General features: G+C 30.7%; 19 protein-coding genes and 1 pseudogene. 19 read left to right on the top strand and 1 reads right to left on the bottom strand.

Annotation, left to right across the window (positions count from 1 at the left end; all coding sequences use genetic code 11):
- Window positions 1-129 precede the first annotated feature (129 nt).
- From FYJ26_RS01230 to FYJ26_RS01175, 13 genes are all read left to right on the top strand, one after another.
- Window positions 130-777: a 50S ribosomal protein L25 gene (locus FYJ26_RS01230; RefSeq protein ID WP_154538914.1), complete on the top strand. Its 648-nt coding sequence runs from the start codon at window positions 130-132 to the stop codon at window positions 775-777.
- Between the two features lie 112 nt (window positions 778-889).
- Window positions 890-1,519 carry a dTMP kinase gene (tmk, locus tag FYJ26_RS01225; RefSeq protein WP_154538913.1) on the top strand — a complete coding sequence of 210 codons (630 nt, stop codon included), beginning with the start codon at window positions 890-892 and terminating at the stop codon, window positions 1,517-1,519.
- A complete protein-coding gene (locus FYJ26_RS01220; RefSeq protein WP_154538912.1) occupies window positions 1,516-1,845 on the top strand; it encodes a cyclic-di-AMP receptor in 330 nt (109 codons plus the stop codon). The genes tmk and FYJ26_RS01220 overlap by 4 nt, the downstream gene beginning before the upstream one ends.
- Window positions 1,846-1,848: 3 nt before the next feature.
- The gene (locus FYJ26_RS01215) at window positions 1,849-2,676 is read left to right on the top strand and encodes a DNA polymerase III subunit delta' (RefSeq protein WP_154538911.1); all 828 of its coding nucleotides are present in this window, start codon (window positions 1,849-1,851) and stop codon (window positions 2,674-2,676) included.
- Window positions 2,651-3,463 (top strand): PSP1 domain-containing protein, encoded by an 813-nt coding sequence (locus tag FYJ26_RS01210; protein ID WP_154538910.1) that lies wholly within the window; start codon window positions 2,651-2,653, stop codon window positions 3,461-3,463. The genes FYJ26_RS01215 and FYJ26_RS01210 overlap by 26 nt, the downstream gene beginning before the upstream one ends.
- 79 nt (window positions 3,464-3,542) lie before the next feature.
- On the top strand, window positions 3,543-3,719 hold the full coding sequence (locus tag FYJ26_RS01205; protein ID WP_154538909.1) for an indolepyruvate ferredoxin oxidoreductase subunit alpha: 177 nt from the start codon (window positions 3,543-3,545) through the stop codon (window positions 3,717-3,719).
- A 104-nt stretch (window positions 3,720-3,823) separates the two neighbouring features.
- A complete protein-coding gene (gene uraA, locus FYJ26_RS01200) occupies window positions 3,824-5,101 on the top strand; it encodes a uracil permease (RefSeq protein ID WP_326831226.1) in 1,278 nt (425 codons plus the stop codon).
- A 289-nt stretch (window positions 5,102-5,390) separates the two neighbouring features.
- Window positions 5,391-5,630 carry a hypothetical protein gene (locus FYJ26_RS10930; RefSeq protein WP_229771186.1) on the top strand — a complete coding sequence of 80 codons (240 nt, stop codon included), beginning with the start codon at window positions 5,391-5,393 and terminating at the stop codon, window positions 5,628-5,630.
- Window positions 5,623-6,759: a polymorphic toxin type 50 domain-containing protein gene (locus tag FYJ26_RS01190; protein ID WP_154538907.1), complete on the top strand. Its 1,137-nt coding sequence runs from the start codon at window positions 5,623-5,625 to the stop codon at window positions 6,757-6,759. The genes FYJ26_RS10930 and FYJ26_RS01190 overlap by 8 nt, the downstream gene beginning before the upstream one ends.
- On the top strand, window positions 6,752-6,958 hold the full coding sequence (locus FYJ26_RS01185; protein ID WP_154538906.1) for a hypothetical protein: 207 nt from the start codon (window positions 6,752-6,754) through the stop codon (window positions 6,956-6,958). The genes FYJ26_RS01190 and FYJ26_RS01185 overlap by 8 nt, the downstream gene beginning before the upstream one ends.
- Window positions 6,959-7,032: 74 nt before the next feature.
- Window positions 7,033-7,344, top strand: coding sequence for a DUF6275 family protein (locus FYJ26_RS01180; RefSeq protein WP_154538905.1), 312 nt, complete (start codon window positions 7,033-7,035; stop codon window positions 7,342-7,344).
- Between the two features lie 24 nt (window positions 7,345-7,368).
- On the top strand, window positions 7,369-7,536 hold the full coding sequence (locus FYJ26_RS10760; protein ID WP_176269269.1) for a hypothetical protein: 168 nt from the start codon (window positions 7,369-7,371) through the stop codon (window positions 7,534-7,536).
- Between the two features lie 68 nt (window positions 7,537-7,604).
- Window positions 7,605-8,333, top strand: a complete 729-nt coding sequence (locus FYJ26_RS01175; protein ID WP_229771185.1) for a hypothetical protein — start codon at window positions 7,605-7,607, stop codon at window positions 8,331-8,333.
- A 208-nt stretch (window positions 8,334-8,541) separates the two neighbouring features.
- On the opposite strand, the pseudogene FYJ26_RS11490 reads toward FYJ26_RS01175, so the two are convergent.
- A pseudogene (locus FYJ26_RS11490) lies at window positions 8,542-8,834 on the bottom strand (transposase); the annotation flags it as partial.
- Window positions 8,835-9,180: 346 nt separating this feature from the next.
- Between FYJ26_RS11490 and FYJ26_RS01160 the strand changes: the two are divergent.
- The 6 genes from FYJ26_RS01160 (at window position 9,181) to FYJ26_RS01135 (ending at window position 15,576) form a co-directional block, all read left to right on the top strand.
- Window positions 9,181-10,623 (top strand): PucR family transcriptional regulator, encoded by a 1,443-nt coding sequence (locus tag FYJ26_RS01160; RefSeq protein ID WP_154538904.1) that lies wholly within the window; start codon window positions 9,181-9,183, stop codon window positions 10,621-10,623.
- A 61-nt stretch (window positions 10,624-10,684) separates the two neighbouring features.
- The gene (locus FYJ26_RS01155) at window positions 10,685-12,259 is read left to right on the top strand and encodes an OPT/YSL family transporter (protein ID WP_154538903.1); all 1,575 of its coding nucleotides are present in this window, start codon (window positions 10,685-10,687) and stop codon (window positions 12,257-12,259) included.
- A gap of 9 nt (window positions 12,260-12,268) precedes the next feature.
- Complete coding sequence (locus FYJ26_RS01150; RefSeq protein ID WP_154538902.1) at window positions 12,269-12,934, top strand: aspartate/glutamate racemase family protein; 666 nt, start codon at window positions 12,269-12,271, stop codon at window positions 12,932-12,934.
- Window positions 12,918-13,967 carry an S-methyl thiohydantoin desulfurase domain-containing protein gene (locus tag FYJ26_RS01145; RefSeq protein ID WP_176269271.1) on the top strand — a complete coding sequence of 350 codons (1,050 nt, stop codon included), beginning with the start codon at window positions 12,918-12,920 and terminating at the stop codon, window positions 13,965-13,967. Before FYJ26_RS01150 ends, FYJ26_RS01145 begins: the two co-directional genes overlap by 17 nt.
- Window positions 13,968-13,974: 7 nt before the next feature.
- A complete protein-coding gene (locus tag FYJ26_RS01140; protein ID WP_154538900.1) occupies window positions 13,975-14,907 on the top strand; it encodes a DUF1177 domain-containing protein in 933 nt (310 codons plus the stop codon).
- A complete protein-coding gene (locus FYJ26_RS01135; protein ID WP_154538899.1) occupies window positions 14,908-15,576 on the top strand; it encodes an AroM family protein in 669 nt (222 codons plus the stop codon).

Genomic DNA, 15,576 nt, shown 5'->3' with positions numbered 1-15,576 from the left:
CTATAATAATATACCCCAAATTTATGTTGTTATTATAAAAAATATAAATTTGATATTTAAATTGTCAAAATAAGTAAAATAAGGTATAATAAGTCAGTATGAAGTGATTATGAAAATAAGGAGGACACAATGGCAGATATAGTATTAGAAGCGAAAAAAAGAGATGCTGTTGGAAAAAATAAAGTTAATAAACTTAGACAACAAGCTATTGTACCAGGTGTTGTATATGCTAAAGATAAAGACAATGTAAATGTACAATTTACATCAAGAGATTTTGAAAAAGTACTTAGCCAAGCAGGAACATCTACAATTATTGATTTAAACATTGATGGAGAAAAAGTAGCGGTTTTAATTAAGGATTATCAAATGCATCCTTTTAAATCACAATTTTTCCACGTAGACTTTCAAGCAATCAATGCTAAGGAATCTATCAGAGTAAATGTACCTGTTTACCTAAATGGAAGAGATGATATAAGAGTAGAGCCTTCAGTTCTTGTTCAAAATATTGACACTGTAGAAGTTGAATGTTTACCTATGTATATACCACAATATGCCGAATTAGAAGTAGCTGAAATGCAAATAGGTGATTCATTCACAGTAGCTGATCTTGATATAGCTAAAGATAATAACATTACAATATTATTAGAAGATGATGAAGTTATATGCTCACTTCAAGAACCTCAAGAAGAAGTTATTGAAGATGAAGAAGAAGCTAATAGTGATGCAGCTGATGTTCCTACAGTTAATGAAACTGAAGAGAAAGAGAACGAAGAATAAAATTAAGGCCGAGTAAGGTCTTTTTTTTATACAAATTTATGATTAAAGTTTATAGATATTTTATATATAACATCTTGTTTTAATCTTTCCTAAATTAATGTATAATAAGGATATGAATGGTAAATTAATTGTATTTGAAGGTCCAGATGGTTCTGGAAAAACTACTGTCTTAGAAAAAATATATGAAAAATTATCTAAAAATGGGTATGAAGTATATAAGTTCAGAGAACCAGGTGGAACGCAAATTTCAGAAAAAATTAGAGAAATAATATTGGATAATGAAAATATTAATATGTCTGATAAGTGTGAAGCTTTGTTGTATGCATCTAGTAGAGCACAACTAGTTGATGAGAAACTAAGACCACTCTTAAAAAAGGGAAGTTTAATCTTATGTGATAGATATGTCTTAAGTTCAATGCTTTATCAAGGTATAGGAAGAAACTTAGGTATAGATGAAATAAAGAAAATTAATGATTTTGCTATAGGAGATGTCAGTGCAGATTTGACAATTTTTCTAAATATAGATTATAAGACTGCTCTTGATAGAAAGAGGAAAAACTTTGTTTCTGATAGGTTAGAGAATGAAGATTACACTTTTCATAAAAAAATATATGATGGATATATTAAACTTTCTAAGATGTATGAAGATGAAATTATATCAGTTGATGCTAATAAAGATGTTAATACTGTTATTAATTCATGTTTGAAAATTATTAATGATTATTTAAAGGAGATAAAATGAAACTTTTAATAGCTATAGTTCAAGATGCAGATGCAAACTTTTTGATGGACTCATTAACAGATAAAAGATATAGAGTAACTAAACTTGCAACTACTGGAGGTTTTTTAAGAGAAGGAAACACAACCTTACTTATAGGTATAGAGGAAGAAAAACTTGAAGAAGTTAAGAAAATTATAGAAGATAATTGTAGAAAAAGAACAACCCAATCTTCAGTTATAAATCCTACAGCTGATTCTCCACTTCTTGCTGCAAGTGCACCAGTAGATGTGAATGTAGGTGGAGCAACAATATTCATTTTAGATGTAGACCAATATATTAGAATCTAATTTATGGAAATATTAGGAAATCAATTAAAAAATAATAAAATTTTTAATGCTTACATCTTTGAAAGCATAAACAAAAAGTACACTTTAGAGAAGGCAATAGAGTTTTCAGAAAAAATTTTTAATAATTATGGTGTTGATATAATAGGTAATGAGAATCCTGATCTTGACATAATTAATAAGGACTTTGATCTTAAAAATATTCCTATAACTATTATTAGAGATATGATCAGAGATATGTATCTAAGACCATATAATGGAAAAATTAAAATCTATATAATAAATGATAGTCAAAATCTCACTTTAGAAAGCTCTAATGCCTTATTAAAGAGTATAGAAGATTCTAAAGATTATGTGGTAACTATATTTACGACAAATAATTCTTATAATTTACTTAAAACCATTAGGTCAAGATGCCAAATTATTAGTTTTGAAAGTAAAAACGAAAATGAATCAGTAGATTATGATGAACTTTGTAATATTTTAACAGGTATTATTAAGGGAAATCTTTCAATATTTTATAAAAACAAGGAATTCTTTAATAAGCTAAAGGATAAAAGAGAAGATTTGTTTGATCAAATATCAGTTTTTTTTAATAATTTATTAAGATATAAGTATTTTAGTAAAGATATGATAGAAGATAAGAATTCCATATTCTACTTTAAAAGAATAGAGGATTTGCCTTTTGACTCTATTGAAAGGATAGTAAAAAAAATAGAAGAGATTAAAAAAGGCTTTAAAAATAATGTTAATTTTGACATTTCTGTTGAAAATTTCATTTTTTTTATATATAGAGAGGGGAAAGAGTTTGAAAGTAGTAGGAATAAGCTTTAAAAAAGCAGGGAAAATATATTACTTTGATCCTTGTGATCTAGACCTTAATTTTAATGATCAAGTTATAGTTAACTCTAACTCATGCCTTGAAATAGGAATGGTAAAAGTGGTAAATAAGGAAATAAATCCAAAAGAATTTGATAAAGAATTAAGTAAAGTAATTAGAAAAGCTAATGAAGAAGATTTAATTAAAGACTACAAAAACAAAAAAGAAGCTAAAGAAGCAGTTCAAATTTGTCAAGAAAAGGCAGATAGACTAGGTCTTAATCTTCATGCCATAGATGGAGAATTTACATTTGATAGGAAAAAACTAATGATTTATTTTTCTTCAAATACTAGGGTTGACTTTAGAAAGCTTGTCAAAGAGCTAGCATCAATTTATAAAAATAGGATTGAGCTTAGGCAAATTGGAGTTAGAGACCATGCAAAACTTATTGCAAGTGTTGGAATATGTGGTCAAAAGTGCTGCTGTTCTAGATTCTTAAATGACTTTCAACCTCTTTCTATAAAAATGGCCAAACAACAAGAAATAACTCTCGATCCTAATAAAATTTCAGGTTTATGTGGAAGACTAATGTGTTGCCTTGCTTACGAAGATGAAAATTATAAAATTGCTAAAAAAAGTATGCCAAAACCAGGTCAAAAAGTAAAAACAGAAGATGGCATTGGTATAGTTTTAGAAAATAACTATGTAAAGAAAAAATGTAAGGTGAGAGTTAAACTAGAAGATGATGATTCTGAAATTATAAGAACATATTGCTCTAAAGAAATAAGTGAAATTAGTTAAAGTTGTTGATACTTACTATCATTTGACATAAATAAAGCTAACTACTATAATATAAATATAATAAATTAGGAGGTAAATTATGGCTTATAGAATAGATGAAAATACATGTATTTCATGTGGTTCTTGTGAAGGAGAATGTCCAGTTCAAGCTATTGAACAAGGAGATGCAGCTTATGTTATAGATGAAGATACTTGTATCGACTGTGGATCATGTTCAGCAGTATGTCCAGTAGAAGCAATCTCACCAGCAGAATAAGATAATACATAATTTAGCCCAGATTCTCTGGGCTTTTCATATGCCTATTTTTAAGATTATTATTGACAATATAATCTATATTTGTTAACATAACTCTTAGTAAAATATGGAGGTATTATGAAAAATTCAAAAAAATTTACCAAGTCGAAGATAGAGTACCCTTTAAATTATTATTGCCCTTGTCAATCCAACATACCTTTGCAATGTTTGGAGCAAGTGTACTAGTTCCTATTTTATTTAAAATAAATCCAGGAATTGTGCTATTTATGAATGGTATAGGAACTTTATTATTTATATTAATTACAAAGAAAAAGGCACCAGCTTATTTAGGTTCTTCATTTGCATTTTTAGCACCAGGTACAGCTATAATTGCAAAAGATGGGTTTGAATATGCTCAAGGTGCTTTTATTGTTGTCGGACTTCTAGGTTGTTTATTAGCTTATTTTATTTATAAATTTGGTATAGGATGGATAGATTTAGTACTACCGCCTGCCGCAATGGGAGCAGTAGTAGCCCTTATAGGTTTTGAACTTGCTGGAAATACAGTAACAGGTGGTTCAATTGGTGCCAATCTAATGACAAACACAGCTACCACTAGTGACTTTTTTGTATTTGCCATAACATTATTTACTGCCATAATTGGCTCTGTTGCTTTTAAGGGATTCTTTTCAACAATCCCTATTTTAATAGCTATAATAGTAGGTTATATTTCTGCTATATTTTTTGGCATGGTAGATTTCACACCAGTAATAGATGCAAAAATTTTTACTATACCAAACTTCTCTTCACCTAAATTTTCAGCAGAGGCAATTCTATCAATGATTCCAGTAATACTTGTAATAACAAGCGAGCATGTATCTCATCAAGTTGTCACAAGTAATATTATAGGAAGAAATTTACTTGAAGACCCAGGACTTCATAGGTCAATATTTGCTGATAACTTTTCATCTGCGCTTTCTGGTCTTGTAGGAGGGGTACCAACCACAACCTATGGTGAAAATATTGGAGTAATGGCTATAACTGGAGTATATTCTGTTCAAGTTATAGGCGCTGCTGCAATTATATCAATCATTATGGCATTTTTTGGACCACTAGCTGCCTTAATTCAAACCATACCGGGCAATGTAATTGGTGGAGTTACATTTCTACTTTATGGAATGATTGGAACAAGCGGAATAAGACTTCTAGTTGATCAAAAGGTTGACTATTCTAAATCTGTTAACCTAATTCTAACTTCTGTAATTTTTATAGCGGGATTATCTGGATTAAAAATTAAATTAGCATCAATTGAACTTTCTGGAATGGTATTAGCATCAGTTGTAGCAGTACTTCTTTCCTTATTTATGACAATATTAAGAAAATTGAACTTAATAAATGAATAAGATGAAATTGAGACTTTCTTTAAGTCTCTTTTTTTGTAAGAAGAAAAATGATTCTTAAATCTTTAAATAGTATTAGTTATTATTAGTGATTCGTCAAAATATAGATTACCATAAATTCTGAAATTACTTCAGTCTAAAATGAAAATTATTATATACTATCGATGAACTAGGTTTTATTACTGACAATCCATCATCTGCTGAGGCTATTAAGGCAAGTCATGAGACTTTAAGGATTACTGCTAGAAAGGCTCAAAGATGTTTTGGAGCTGGGTTTTTAAATGTTGGCTATGTGGCAAGGTGTCTTGAAGATAAGCATCCATATTTAAGGAATCAGTTTTATTCTATTAAGCCTAAGTGGCAACCTGTGTTCGAGCCTGATGTGGCTACTCTTTCTGGGATTGGAGATGCATCTATTAAGATTAATCAGGCTATACCTGGATTTTTTGGCAAGGATAATCTCTCTGACCTTACTGGTTTTAATGCAAGTGAGAATCCTCCTGAAATAGATAAGGGCGATTTAAATGGATAAGGATATAGTTCCTGAATTAGCTAAGGCTATAGATGAATCTTTTAAGCTTAAGACTAAGGAATCTAGGGTATTAAAAGATAAGCTTTTGAGGTTAAAAAAGAAGATGGCCAATCATGAGGATTCATCTCAATTTGCTAAGGAGCTTGGAGATATTTTAGCTGATGCTTTTAAAGACAATTTGAAAGATGGAGTTCTTCCTGATGGAAAGATGTATTATAATATAGCTGATAGACTTATTAATCCTAGGCTAAAGGAAAACTATAATATTATTAATGATTATGGAAAGGAAGTTCAAACTAGGCTAAATAAGGATGCAGGCATTAGCATAAAGGCTATAGACAGTGGGTATAACGAAGATAAGGTTCGTGGTATTGTAAATTATGTATCTAATAGTGATAAATATGAGGATGCAGCTGATACCTTTTATTCTTCTATAGAAAACTTCTCTATGTCTGTTATAGATAATCTTATTAGGTCTAATGCAGATTTTCACTATAAGGCAGGTCTTTCCCCTAAGATTATAAGAAAGAGTAATGGACATTGTTGTGATTGGTGTTCAAGTCTTGTTTGTGTATATGATTATAAAGATGTCAAAGATAATGGTAATGCAGTCTTTAGACGTCATAGACATTGTGATTGTACTGTTATATATGACCCTAGAGATGGGGGTAAGAAGAGGAATGTTCATACTCATAAAGAATGGACTGATTCTAATAAAGATAAGAGGTTAGCTATAACTGCCAGATCTTCATCTATCTATATAGCTAAGGAAGTAAGAAAAGGAAATTTAAAATTAAACTTTAATAAAGATCATTATGAAAAACACATAGAAGGGACTAAAAGATTTGACGATTATTATAAATCAAGAATAAATAAGGGCTATGGAATGCAAAGTATTTTATCTATAGATTATGATATTGCACAAAGACTTATAAATGATAATTTTGGGAAAGGCATTGTGACAGTTACCAAATCTGGCAAACCTAGGAATGAAGAAAATATAAATTTTAATAGGTTTATTGGGTATTATGTATATAGAAATAAGAGATATCCAACTACAAAAGGAAAGATAATATATTCGAAAAAAGGTAGTCATATAGTTCCAATTAAAGGAGAAGATTTTGATTGATTTAGAAAAGGCACAATGGGCAGATTATATAAAAGTAATATTAAAAAATGGTAAAGTTTTTGAAGGCTCAGGAGATGGCATATTAATGGCAGAAGATTTTGATGACAAGGATTATAAGTTCGATACATTCTATATATCTACAAAAGATGAAAATATTGCTATAAAAATTGATGAAATAAAGGATATAAAATTCGAATAAGCACAACTAATAGCTTACAGGTATAAGATATTAGAGGTGCTTTTTTAATGTTAATTTAAAGAAAGGAAAACAAAATGAAACATGAAGATTTTATAGAAATAGCAAAAAGAGAAGTGGTAAGTTTTGAGGCTTGTAGAGTTGAAATACCGCTTGATATTAGCGAACAGTTTGATGTGAAAGATGTGTTTGTTGTTTGGTCTTGTAAGACTTTACAAAATTCAAAGGCTCTATTGTCTATGCCACATAAGGGGGCCTTATATTATGAATTTACTTTGAATGGAGATAAAGAAGAAATATATATGAATGCATATAGGAAATTAGTTAATAAGAAATTAGATAAAAACTATATAAAATCAAATCATAAAGATATTTATGAGAGAACTTAAGGTTCTTTTTTTATTGGAGGTATTATGGAAACGAAGAGTAAAGGGGTTAATTTTTATGAGCTACTAACTTTGCTTTTTATAGGGTTAAAACTTACAGGCTTTATTGATTGGTCCTGGTTTTTGGTTTGGTTGCCTTACATTGTGGATCTTGTAGGTAGTGTTTTGGCTCTATATATAGATATTAATTTTTAAATTCGATTGACCTTAGTATGTCGTTAAACTGCTTTTTTTATTTGCAATTTTTTAAGGGGGTTTGTTATATGAATAGATTAGGTAAGCAGACTCCTACCCATAAAATAAGTCATAGTTATAGTAAGTCGGATTATAAAGAGGCTATTAAGCTTTATGAAGGATCTAAGAGAAAGACAATGGAGTGGCAGAGGTTACTTTTAAAGGATATCTTGGCCATTAATAAGGATGGGCTTTGGACTCATACTAAGTGTGGATATTCTTTGCCAAGAAGAAATGGTAAGAGTGAAATCTTAGTGATGAGGGAGATATATTCCCTTCTTAATGGTGAAGTTGTAAACCATACTGCCCATAGGACCAATACTTCTCATGCATCATGGGAGAAACTTTGTAGAGTGCTTGATGATGCTGGGATTGAGTATGAATCTCTTAGGGCTACTGGTCGTGAGAGAGTGGAGATTCCAGAAACTGGGGGAAGAGTTGAGTTTAGGACTAGGACTACCACTGGTGGTCTTGGAGAAGGCTTTGACCTTTTAATTATAGATGAGGCTCAAGAGTATACAGATGATCAAGAGTCGGCTTTAAAGTATACAGTTACCTCATCTAAAAATCCTCAGACTATAATGTGTGGGACTCCTCCAACTCCTGTATCATCAGGTATGGTTTTTGTTAATTTCAGGAAACAATGTCTTTCTTCTCATCCTAATAATGCTTATTGGGCTGAGTGGTCAGTTCCTGAAATGAGTGATATACATGATATGGAGTATCTTGATTATGCTACTAATAAGATAATAATATAAGAAATTATTATTCTTTCTCAAGGTTTATTTCCAAAAAAGGATACAGGGAATTCATATATTTAAAGATAAGAATACCAATAAGTTAAATTTAATAAAAAATAGTCAAAGCCAAAATTTCGTGTAAAATTTACTAGTCCTTTATGAGTATATTATATTATCATTTAAGCACAGATAGGGCTTTAGCTTTTATATATTTGAAGAAATTTTACCATGAATACTTGCTTTCACTATAACTTAGGTCTAATCCTATGATTTTTCTATTTTCTTTTTCGTTTATTCTTATTGTAATATTGCAAGTTTTTGACACCACTCTATGATTTTGTCTTAACTTTATGTAAACCACGTCTAAAAGTAATTATGGATATTTTATTATACTTAAGTTACTATTCTCTATAGTTTAACTTCTTTATCAAGATTCTTGCTTAGTGTTGATATAAAAGATTTAGAATATGTTTTTGTGTACATATTCTCTATTACTTTAGATACTTTCTTAGTAGATACGTGCCCTATAGTTATGCAAAGAGTTCGACTAATGAAGATCTAGTTGGAAAGTAAAAATAGAAAAGTTTCAATAAAAAGAATTACATAGGCTATAGTCATGGAGCTCAAAGGATAATGAAAGGTATGTTTTGTGTAGTAATGGAACCAGCTTGTAGTTGATAAAAATTTTTTGTGTTAAATAGTCTGTGTTTCAGCTTATTCATGGTTGATGCAAACTGATATTTTTTGTTTAATTAAAAAGCAATCATCAATAGGTTTTTTAATTTATTCTTTTGAAAATTAGTGTTATTTGCATTTTTAGATGATAGTAAGTTAAAATATAGAAAACTTAAGAAGAGGTGATTTTTTGGAAAACTATTTAACTGTTAGAGAATTGGTTGATAAAAATTATATAAATAAGAGTACTTTAATAGCTGGACGAGATGGTTTAGAAAATAAAGCAAAGAATATTTTAATATTGGAAACTCCCGATGGAATGGATTGGCTAAAAGGAAATGAGTTAGTTCTTACTGCAGGATATGCATTTACTAGTAACGAGCAATATAAAGAAAATTTAATAAAAACTGCGCACGAAAAAAATGTTGCGGCAATAGGTATAAAAGTTGGGAGATATTTCGGCTCTATATCTGACGAATTAATAAATGAGGCAAATAAATATTGTATTCCTGTTTTTTTGTTAGAGCGAGAAACTGTTTACTCAGATCTTGTTAATAGATTTTATGATTTATTATTTAATAAAGTAAATGATAATATTCTAAATATATTAAAATCTTACTATAAATTATTAAGCAAGCAGACTGATGGAGTCTGCATGGAAGAAATAATAAGTGAAGTACGAAAATTAACAGGTCTAGATGTATGCTATGAGAAGTTTAGTGAGCTACTTGGTAATTCAATGATAAAAAGTAATTACTATATTCCTCTTAAACATAGGGGATATATATTTGCTTATCTAATAGTTAAGGGGAAAAACAAAGAAGATCTGACGGATTTTCAAGAAAGCTGTATTAATTATGCGATTTCACTATTGAAAAATATAGTGATTTCTGAACAAAATATTCTTTTAGCACAAAGTGCTAATAATAGAATCATTACGGAAATACTTTTGAGTGGACAAAAACTAGATGAACGTTTCAGAGATAGCATTTTGTCATATATGGGTTGGTATGAAGAAAGTTATTACGCTATATATTTCAAATGGTTAAATTCTAGAGAATCTAATTCTAGAATACGCCAAATAATGGAATTTTCTCTAAATGAAAAATTTCTATTTACGGAAGATGGAAATAATATGGTAACATTTGTATTTTCCAAAAATGATCCTATTTCAGATTTGATAAAAAGAATTGCAGCCACTTACAAAGATTTAAAAATTGGAGTATCAACTCTAAAAAATAGATTAGAGAATATTAATCAAGCATACAAAGAGGCTTGTAATATTTGCAATATTTCAAAAGAGCAAGTTGATACCTTAGATAACTCTGTAAACTTTAAAATATTACTAGAAATTCTAGAAAACGAAGAAATGAAGCTTTATCTTTTTGATATCTTAGAAAAACTTAAAAACTATGATGATGAGCACAACGCTGAATTGTTAAATACACTTTCGACATACATAAGAAATAATTTGAGCAAAAAAGAAAGTTCTGAAAAACTTCATATACATGTAGAAACTTTAAGATATAGACTGTTGAGAATAAGTAAGATAACAGGATTAGATACTTCAAGACTTGACGATTTGTTCATTCTTAAATTGATATCCCATTTGAGTATTTATGACTTTTCATAAAATATAACTTTAATATTCTTGTTTTTATATATATTAAAATTAAACAAAATGATTTATTATTATGTTTAAGGAGGGTAGTATGAAAAAACAAAGAATTAGTGCATTTGAACCTAAGGTGTTCATTTTAGGAATTATTCTATCTGTATTTTCTGCAATAATATGCATGCAGATAATTGCGAAAGTTGGTTTCACGCCAAATACTTCAATTATTGGGGCAATAGTAGCGATGGTATTAGCAAAAATACCTTTACAATACTTAAGCGGATTTAAATCCCTTGAGAGACAAAATTTGATACAAACGACAGTATCGGCTGCTGGTTTCTCTTCAGCTAATTGTACCTTTCTAGCATGTGCGATATTTTTTGTATTAGGAAAAGAAGAAATGATATTTCCAATGGCAATAGGAAGTGCTATAGGAGTAGTAGTTTCAATAGTAATAGTTGGAAAATTGTATGATACGCCTGTTTTTCCAGCTAGCGCAGCATGGCCTCCAGGAGTTGCTACTGCCGACGCTATAATTGCTGGCGACCAAGGTGGAGATAAAGGAAAAAGATTACTTGAAGGGTTAATTGTAGGGGCTGTTGCTAGTCATTTTGGTTTACCTGCAGCAGGTATAGGAATTGTATTTATTTCAAATATATTTTCCATGGTAGCATTAGGAGTTGGATTGTTAATAAGAGGATATTCTGAACAACTTTTCGGATTTAATTTAGGAAATACTTATATTCCACATGGAGTGATGATTGGTGCAGGATTAATGGCGCTTATTCAATCTATTTTAATTATAAGCAAATCTGATAAAAAGACTAAAACAGAAAATAATGAAAATATTAAAACAACAGTCAGTGCGTCTCAAACAAAGAAAGTAATTTTAGTGGCAATAATTGTATATTTAATATCTTCATTAGCACTTGCGGCGGTTTCTGGAATAATTACTAATATGGGAGTTTCTCAGTTGATATTATGGGTATTGTGGACAACATTTTCTGCTGTTGTTGCTATGATTCTGGTAGGGATGGCTGCTATGCACTCGGGATGGTTTCCGGCGTTTGCAATTACAACTATATTTATGACCATAGGTATGTTCATGGGATTTGAAGTAGTTCCTTTGGCATTATTGACAGGATTTGTTTCATCAGTAGGTCCATGTTTTGCAGATATGGGATATGATTTAAAAACTGGATGGATATTAAGAGGAAAAAGCGAAGATATAGAATATGAATTATATGGAAGAAAGCAACAAGTTATAATAGAAGCAGTTGGTGGATTAATCGGTGTGGTGGTTGTAGCTTTAACCATGTCGGTATATTTCAATCAAGATTTAATGCCACCTGTAAGTAGAGTTTTTGCAACTACTGTTCAGGCTCAAGCTGATACTGAATTGATCAAAACGTTGTTGATTTGGGCAATACCAGGCTTTATTATACAAGCTATTTCTGGAAGCTCAAGAATGGTTGGAGTATTGTTTGCAACGGGTCTTTTAATAAATAATCCAGTGTATGGAATAGGAGTAATTTTAGCTGTTATTGTCAGATTGGCAATAGGAACTGAATTTATGGAAACTAGGGATGCAGGATTAATCGCAGGAGACGGTATTTATGGATTCATTGCAGGATTAATTAATTCGATATTTTAGGAATTTATTATGTATAAAATAGGATTGGTAAGAGTTTTATCAAACTTTGACAAAAATTTTATGAACTCACACGGAAGAATTATAGAAAAAAATTTCCCTAATATTGAAGTTGAATCTATGGCTATCAAAGATCAGTCAGAAGGTATACATGACGAAGAAACCGAAATAATTGCTATACCAAAAATAATTGAACTTGTAAAAGAAAATTACACTGACAAAGATGCAGTGATTATTAGTTGTGCTGGAGATCCTGCTTTACAAGAGTTAAGAAAAGAGGTTAAAGTTCCGGTAATTGGTGCGGGAGAAAGTGCTTCATTGGTTAGTAAAATTTATGGAAAAAAAGTTGGCGTTGTTGGAATTACAAAAAAAGTTCCAAAGTCTTATAAAATGATTATTGGTGATGACATTGTGGGTAAGCCATATATCGAAGGAATTGAAAACACACTAGATTTAATGAAAGACTTTGGTAGAGAAAGAGCATTGAAACATTGTCATAATCTAAAGTCTTTAGGTGCAGAAGTTTTGGTTTTTGCCTGCACAGGACTTTCAACAATAAAGATTGCTCCGTATATAGAAAAAGAAATTGGGTTAAAGGTTGTCGATTGTGTTTACGCTGAAGGGTTAATGGCTTATGGTGCTTGTATTAGGAGGAATTTTTATGAAAAAATTAAATGAAATTGATGTTGAAAAAGCAATCATAGGTGGTAGTGTCTTAGGAGGCGGTGGAGGAGGATCAAAAATTCAAGGTAAAAAAATCGGACTTTTGGCTCTTGAAAAGGGTGAAGTAAGGTTATCTGACATAAATGAATTTGATGATGAAGATATAATTGTTTGTACATCACTTGTAGGAGCTCCATCTTCAAAAGAGCAATATGTAAGTCAAGATGATTATCTATACACAATCAGCAAAATGAGTGAAGAATTAGGAAAAGATATAAAAGGTGTAATAACAATAGAAAATGGTGGTGGTGCTACAGTGAACGGATGGATGCAAAGCGTTATTTCAAACGTTCCTGTTGTAGATGCACCAGCTAATGGAAGAGCTCATCCTACTGGAATAATGGGTAGCCTTAATCTCCATAAAGTTGAAGGTTATGAAAGTATTCAGGTTTATGCTGGTGGAAATCCAGAGAAGAAAATGAATATTAGAGGAGTTGTTAGAGGGGATATTAATAACTGTGCAAAACTTGTAAGAGAGGCTGCGGTTCATGCGGGTGGCTTAGTTGTTGTTGCTAGAAATTCAGTAAAAGCAAGTTATTTGAAGAAAAACGGAGCTATTGGTGCCATATCTAAAGCATTAAGTCTAGGAGAAAAGATGCTTGAAGTAAAAGAAACGAATGGAAACCCTATTGAAACAGCAGTTGAATTTTTAGGAGGTGAGATAATTACTGAAGGAAAAATCGAAAACTTTAAATTGGATATGAAAGAAGGATTTGATATTGGTTCCTTTAATGTTGGTGATTATCAACTAACGTTTTGGAATGAATATATGACTATTGATAAAAAAGAAAAAAGACTTTACAGTTTCCCAGATTTAATAATGACTTTCAATAAAAAGAATTATGATACAGTAACAACTGCTGAGGTCGAAGAAAATATGAAAGTGGTTATTATAGGCGTAAAAGCAGATAAGTTAATTTTGGGTTCGCCAATGCATGAAAGAACACTGCTCGATGAAGTATCAAAAATAATTGGGAAGGAGATATGAACAAGATATGCTAATTAAACAAATAATCGATGTGTATAATTTAGTAGATTCATCAGATATAACAGGAGAAAAGGTTGCGGAATATTTAAAATCAATAAGAGATACTGAAATAGAAGTACATACGATTTCAGGAGAAGAAGGCTCAACCGATTTTATTAGGATAAAAATTAAAGGTAAAAATGGAAAGTCAGAAGGGGGAAACGCGCCAACTTTAGGCGTTTTAGGAAGACTTGGAGGTATCGGAGCTAGACCAGAAAGATTGGGAATAGTTTCTGATGGAGATGGTGCACTTGTTGCTTTATCAGTTGCTGCAAAATTACTTGATATGCAAAACAAGGGTGACTTTTTAAATGGAGATATTATAGTTTCAACCCATATTTGCCCTGACGCACCTACTCAACCACATGAACCAGTTCCTTTTATGGGTTCTCCAGTCGATATGCAAGTGGTAAATGAAGAAGAAGTAAGAGGAGATTTTGATGCTGTTTTATCCATTGATACTACAAAAGGAAATAGGATAATTAACTATAATGGGTTCGCAATTTCTCCAACAGTTAAAGAAGGATATATCTTAAAAGTTAGTGATGATTTGCTAGATTTAATGGAGATAACCACAGGACAACTTCCAAAAGTATTTGCATTGTCTGAACAAGACATTACACCTTATGGAAATGACTTATATCATTTGAACAGCATTTTACAACCTGCTACAGCTACTGAAGCACCTGTTGTTGGTGTCGCAATTACAACAGAAACAGTGGTTCCAGGATGTGCCACAGGCGCATCACATCCGAGTGTGTTGGAAACTTGCGGAAGATTTGTAGTCGAAGTTGCAAAAGCCTATGGTAAAGGAAAAATAAATTTTTACGACAAAATAGAATATGAAAAAATTTTACAAAAATATGGTTCAATGAAAAAGTTTCAAACACTAGGTGATTAAATGAAGACGTTGTTATGTATAACGATAGGTCAAGCGCCAAGGAATGACATTATATCTTCAATGGGCAAATACCTGAAAGAATTTAATATTATTCAGCGAGGCGCATTAGACGGTTTGTCAAAAGACTATATTGAGAAAAACTTTTCTCCCAAAGATAGTGATTATGTTTTAGAGTCAAAACTTAAATCTGATGAATATGTTCAGTTTGCAGAAAAATATATTTTGGAAAAAATACAAGATATAATTTACAAAGAAGAAAAAAATGCCGATTTAATTCTAATGCTTTGCACAGGAGTTTTTGAACATAAATTTATTACAGAGAAAAATATTATTTTTCCACAAAGATTAATTTTTCCAGTAGTTAAAGAATTGGTTGGAAATGGTTCGCTATTGATTTTAGTTCCGGATGAATTACAAATTCCACAATCAAAGGAGAAGTGGGGAGCGATAATTGAAAAATTATATTGCATAAACGTATCTCCATATGCAAAAAATCAAAAAGAATTTTCAAACGCAGTAGAATATATTGAAAAAATAAATCCAGATGTTGTTTTTATGGATTGTATGGGTTATTCAAAGGAAATGAGAGAGTTTTTTGTTGAGAAAACAGGAAAAAGTGTTGTATTGGGTAATAACTTGATTGGCAAAATAATAAGTGAAATGGGGTGA

The organism is Anaerococcus porci, from assembly GCF_009696575.1.
GTDB classification, from domain to species: Bacteria; Bacillota; Clostridia; order Tissierellales; family Peptoniphilaceae; genus Anaerococcus; species Anaerococcus porci.
This window is presented reverse-complemented; position numbering and strand designations above follow the sequence as displayed.

Excerpts from the sequence above, each read along its gene's own strand:
- FYJ26_RS01155 (WP_154538903.1), top strand. The coding sequence starts at position 10,685 with ATGTTTAAGGAGGGTAGTATGAAAAAACAAAGAATTAGTGCATTTGAA.
- FYJ26_RS10760 (WP_176269269.1), top strand. The coding sequence starts at position 7,369 with ATGGAAACGAAGAGTAAAGGGGTTAATTTTTATGAGCTACTAACTTTG.
- FYJ26_RS01190 (WP_154538907.1), top strand. The coding sequence starts at position 5,623 with ATGGATAAGGATATAGTTCCTGAATTAGCTAAGGCTATAGATGAATCT.
- FYJ26_RS01215 (WP_154538911.1), top strand. The coding sequence starts at position 1,849 with ATGGAAATATTAGGAAATCAATTAAAAAATAATAAAATTTTTAATGCT.
- FYJ26_RS01175 (WP_229771185.1), top strand. The coding sequence starts at position 7,605 with ATGAATAGATTAGGTAAGCAGACTCCTACCCATAAAATAAGTCATAGT.
- FYJ26_RS01180 (WP_154538905.1), top strand. The coding sequence starts at position 7,033 with ATGAAACATGAAGATTTTATAGAAATAGCAAAAAGAGAAGTGGTAAGT.
- tmk (WP_154538913.1), top strand. The coding sequence starts at position 890 with ATGAATGGTAAATTAATTGTATTTGAAGGTCCAGATGGTTCTGGAAAA.
- FYJ26_RS01220 (WP_154538912.1), top strand. The coding sequence starts at position 1,516 with ATGAAACTTTTAATAGCTATAGTTCAAGATGCAGATGCAAACTTTTTG.
- FYJ26_RS01135 (WP_154538899.1), top strand. The coding sequence starts at position 14,908 with ATGAAGACGTTGTTATGTATAACGATAGGTCAAGCGCCAAGGAATGAC.
- FYJ26_RS01150 (WP_154538902.1), top strand. The coding sequence starts at position 12,269 with ATGTATAAAATAGGATTGGTAAGAGTTTTATCAAACTTTGACAAAAAT.
- FYJ26_RS01145 (WP_176269271.1), top strand. The coding sequence starts at position 12,918 with ATGAAAAAATTAAATGAAATTGATGTTGAAAAAGCAATCATAGGTGGT.
- FYJ26_RS01230 (WP_154538914.1), top strand. The coding sequence starts at position 130 with ATGGCAGATATAGTATTAGAAGCGAAAAAAAGAGATGCTGTTGGAAAA.
- FYJ26_RS01205 (WP_154538909.1), top strand. The coding sequence starts at position 3,543 with ATGGCTTATAGAATAGATGAAAATACATGTATTTCATGTGGTTCTTGT.
- FYJ26_RS01140 (WP_154538900.1), top strand. The coding sequence starts at position 13,975 with ATGCTAATTAAACAAATAATCGATGTGTATAATTTAGTAGATTCATCA.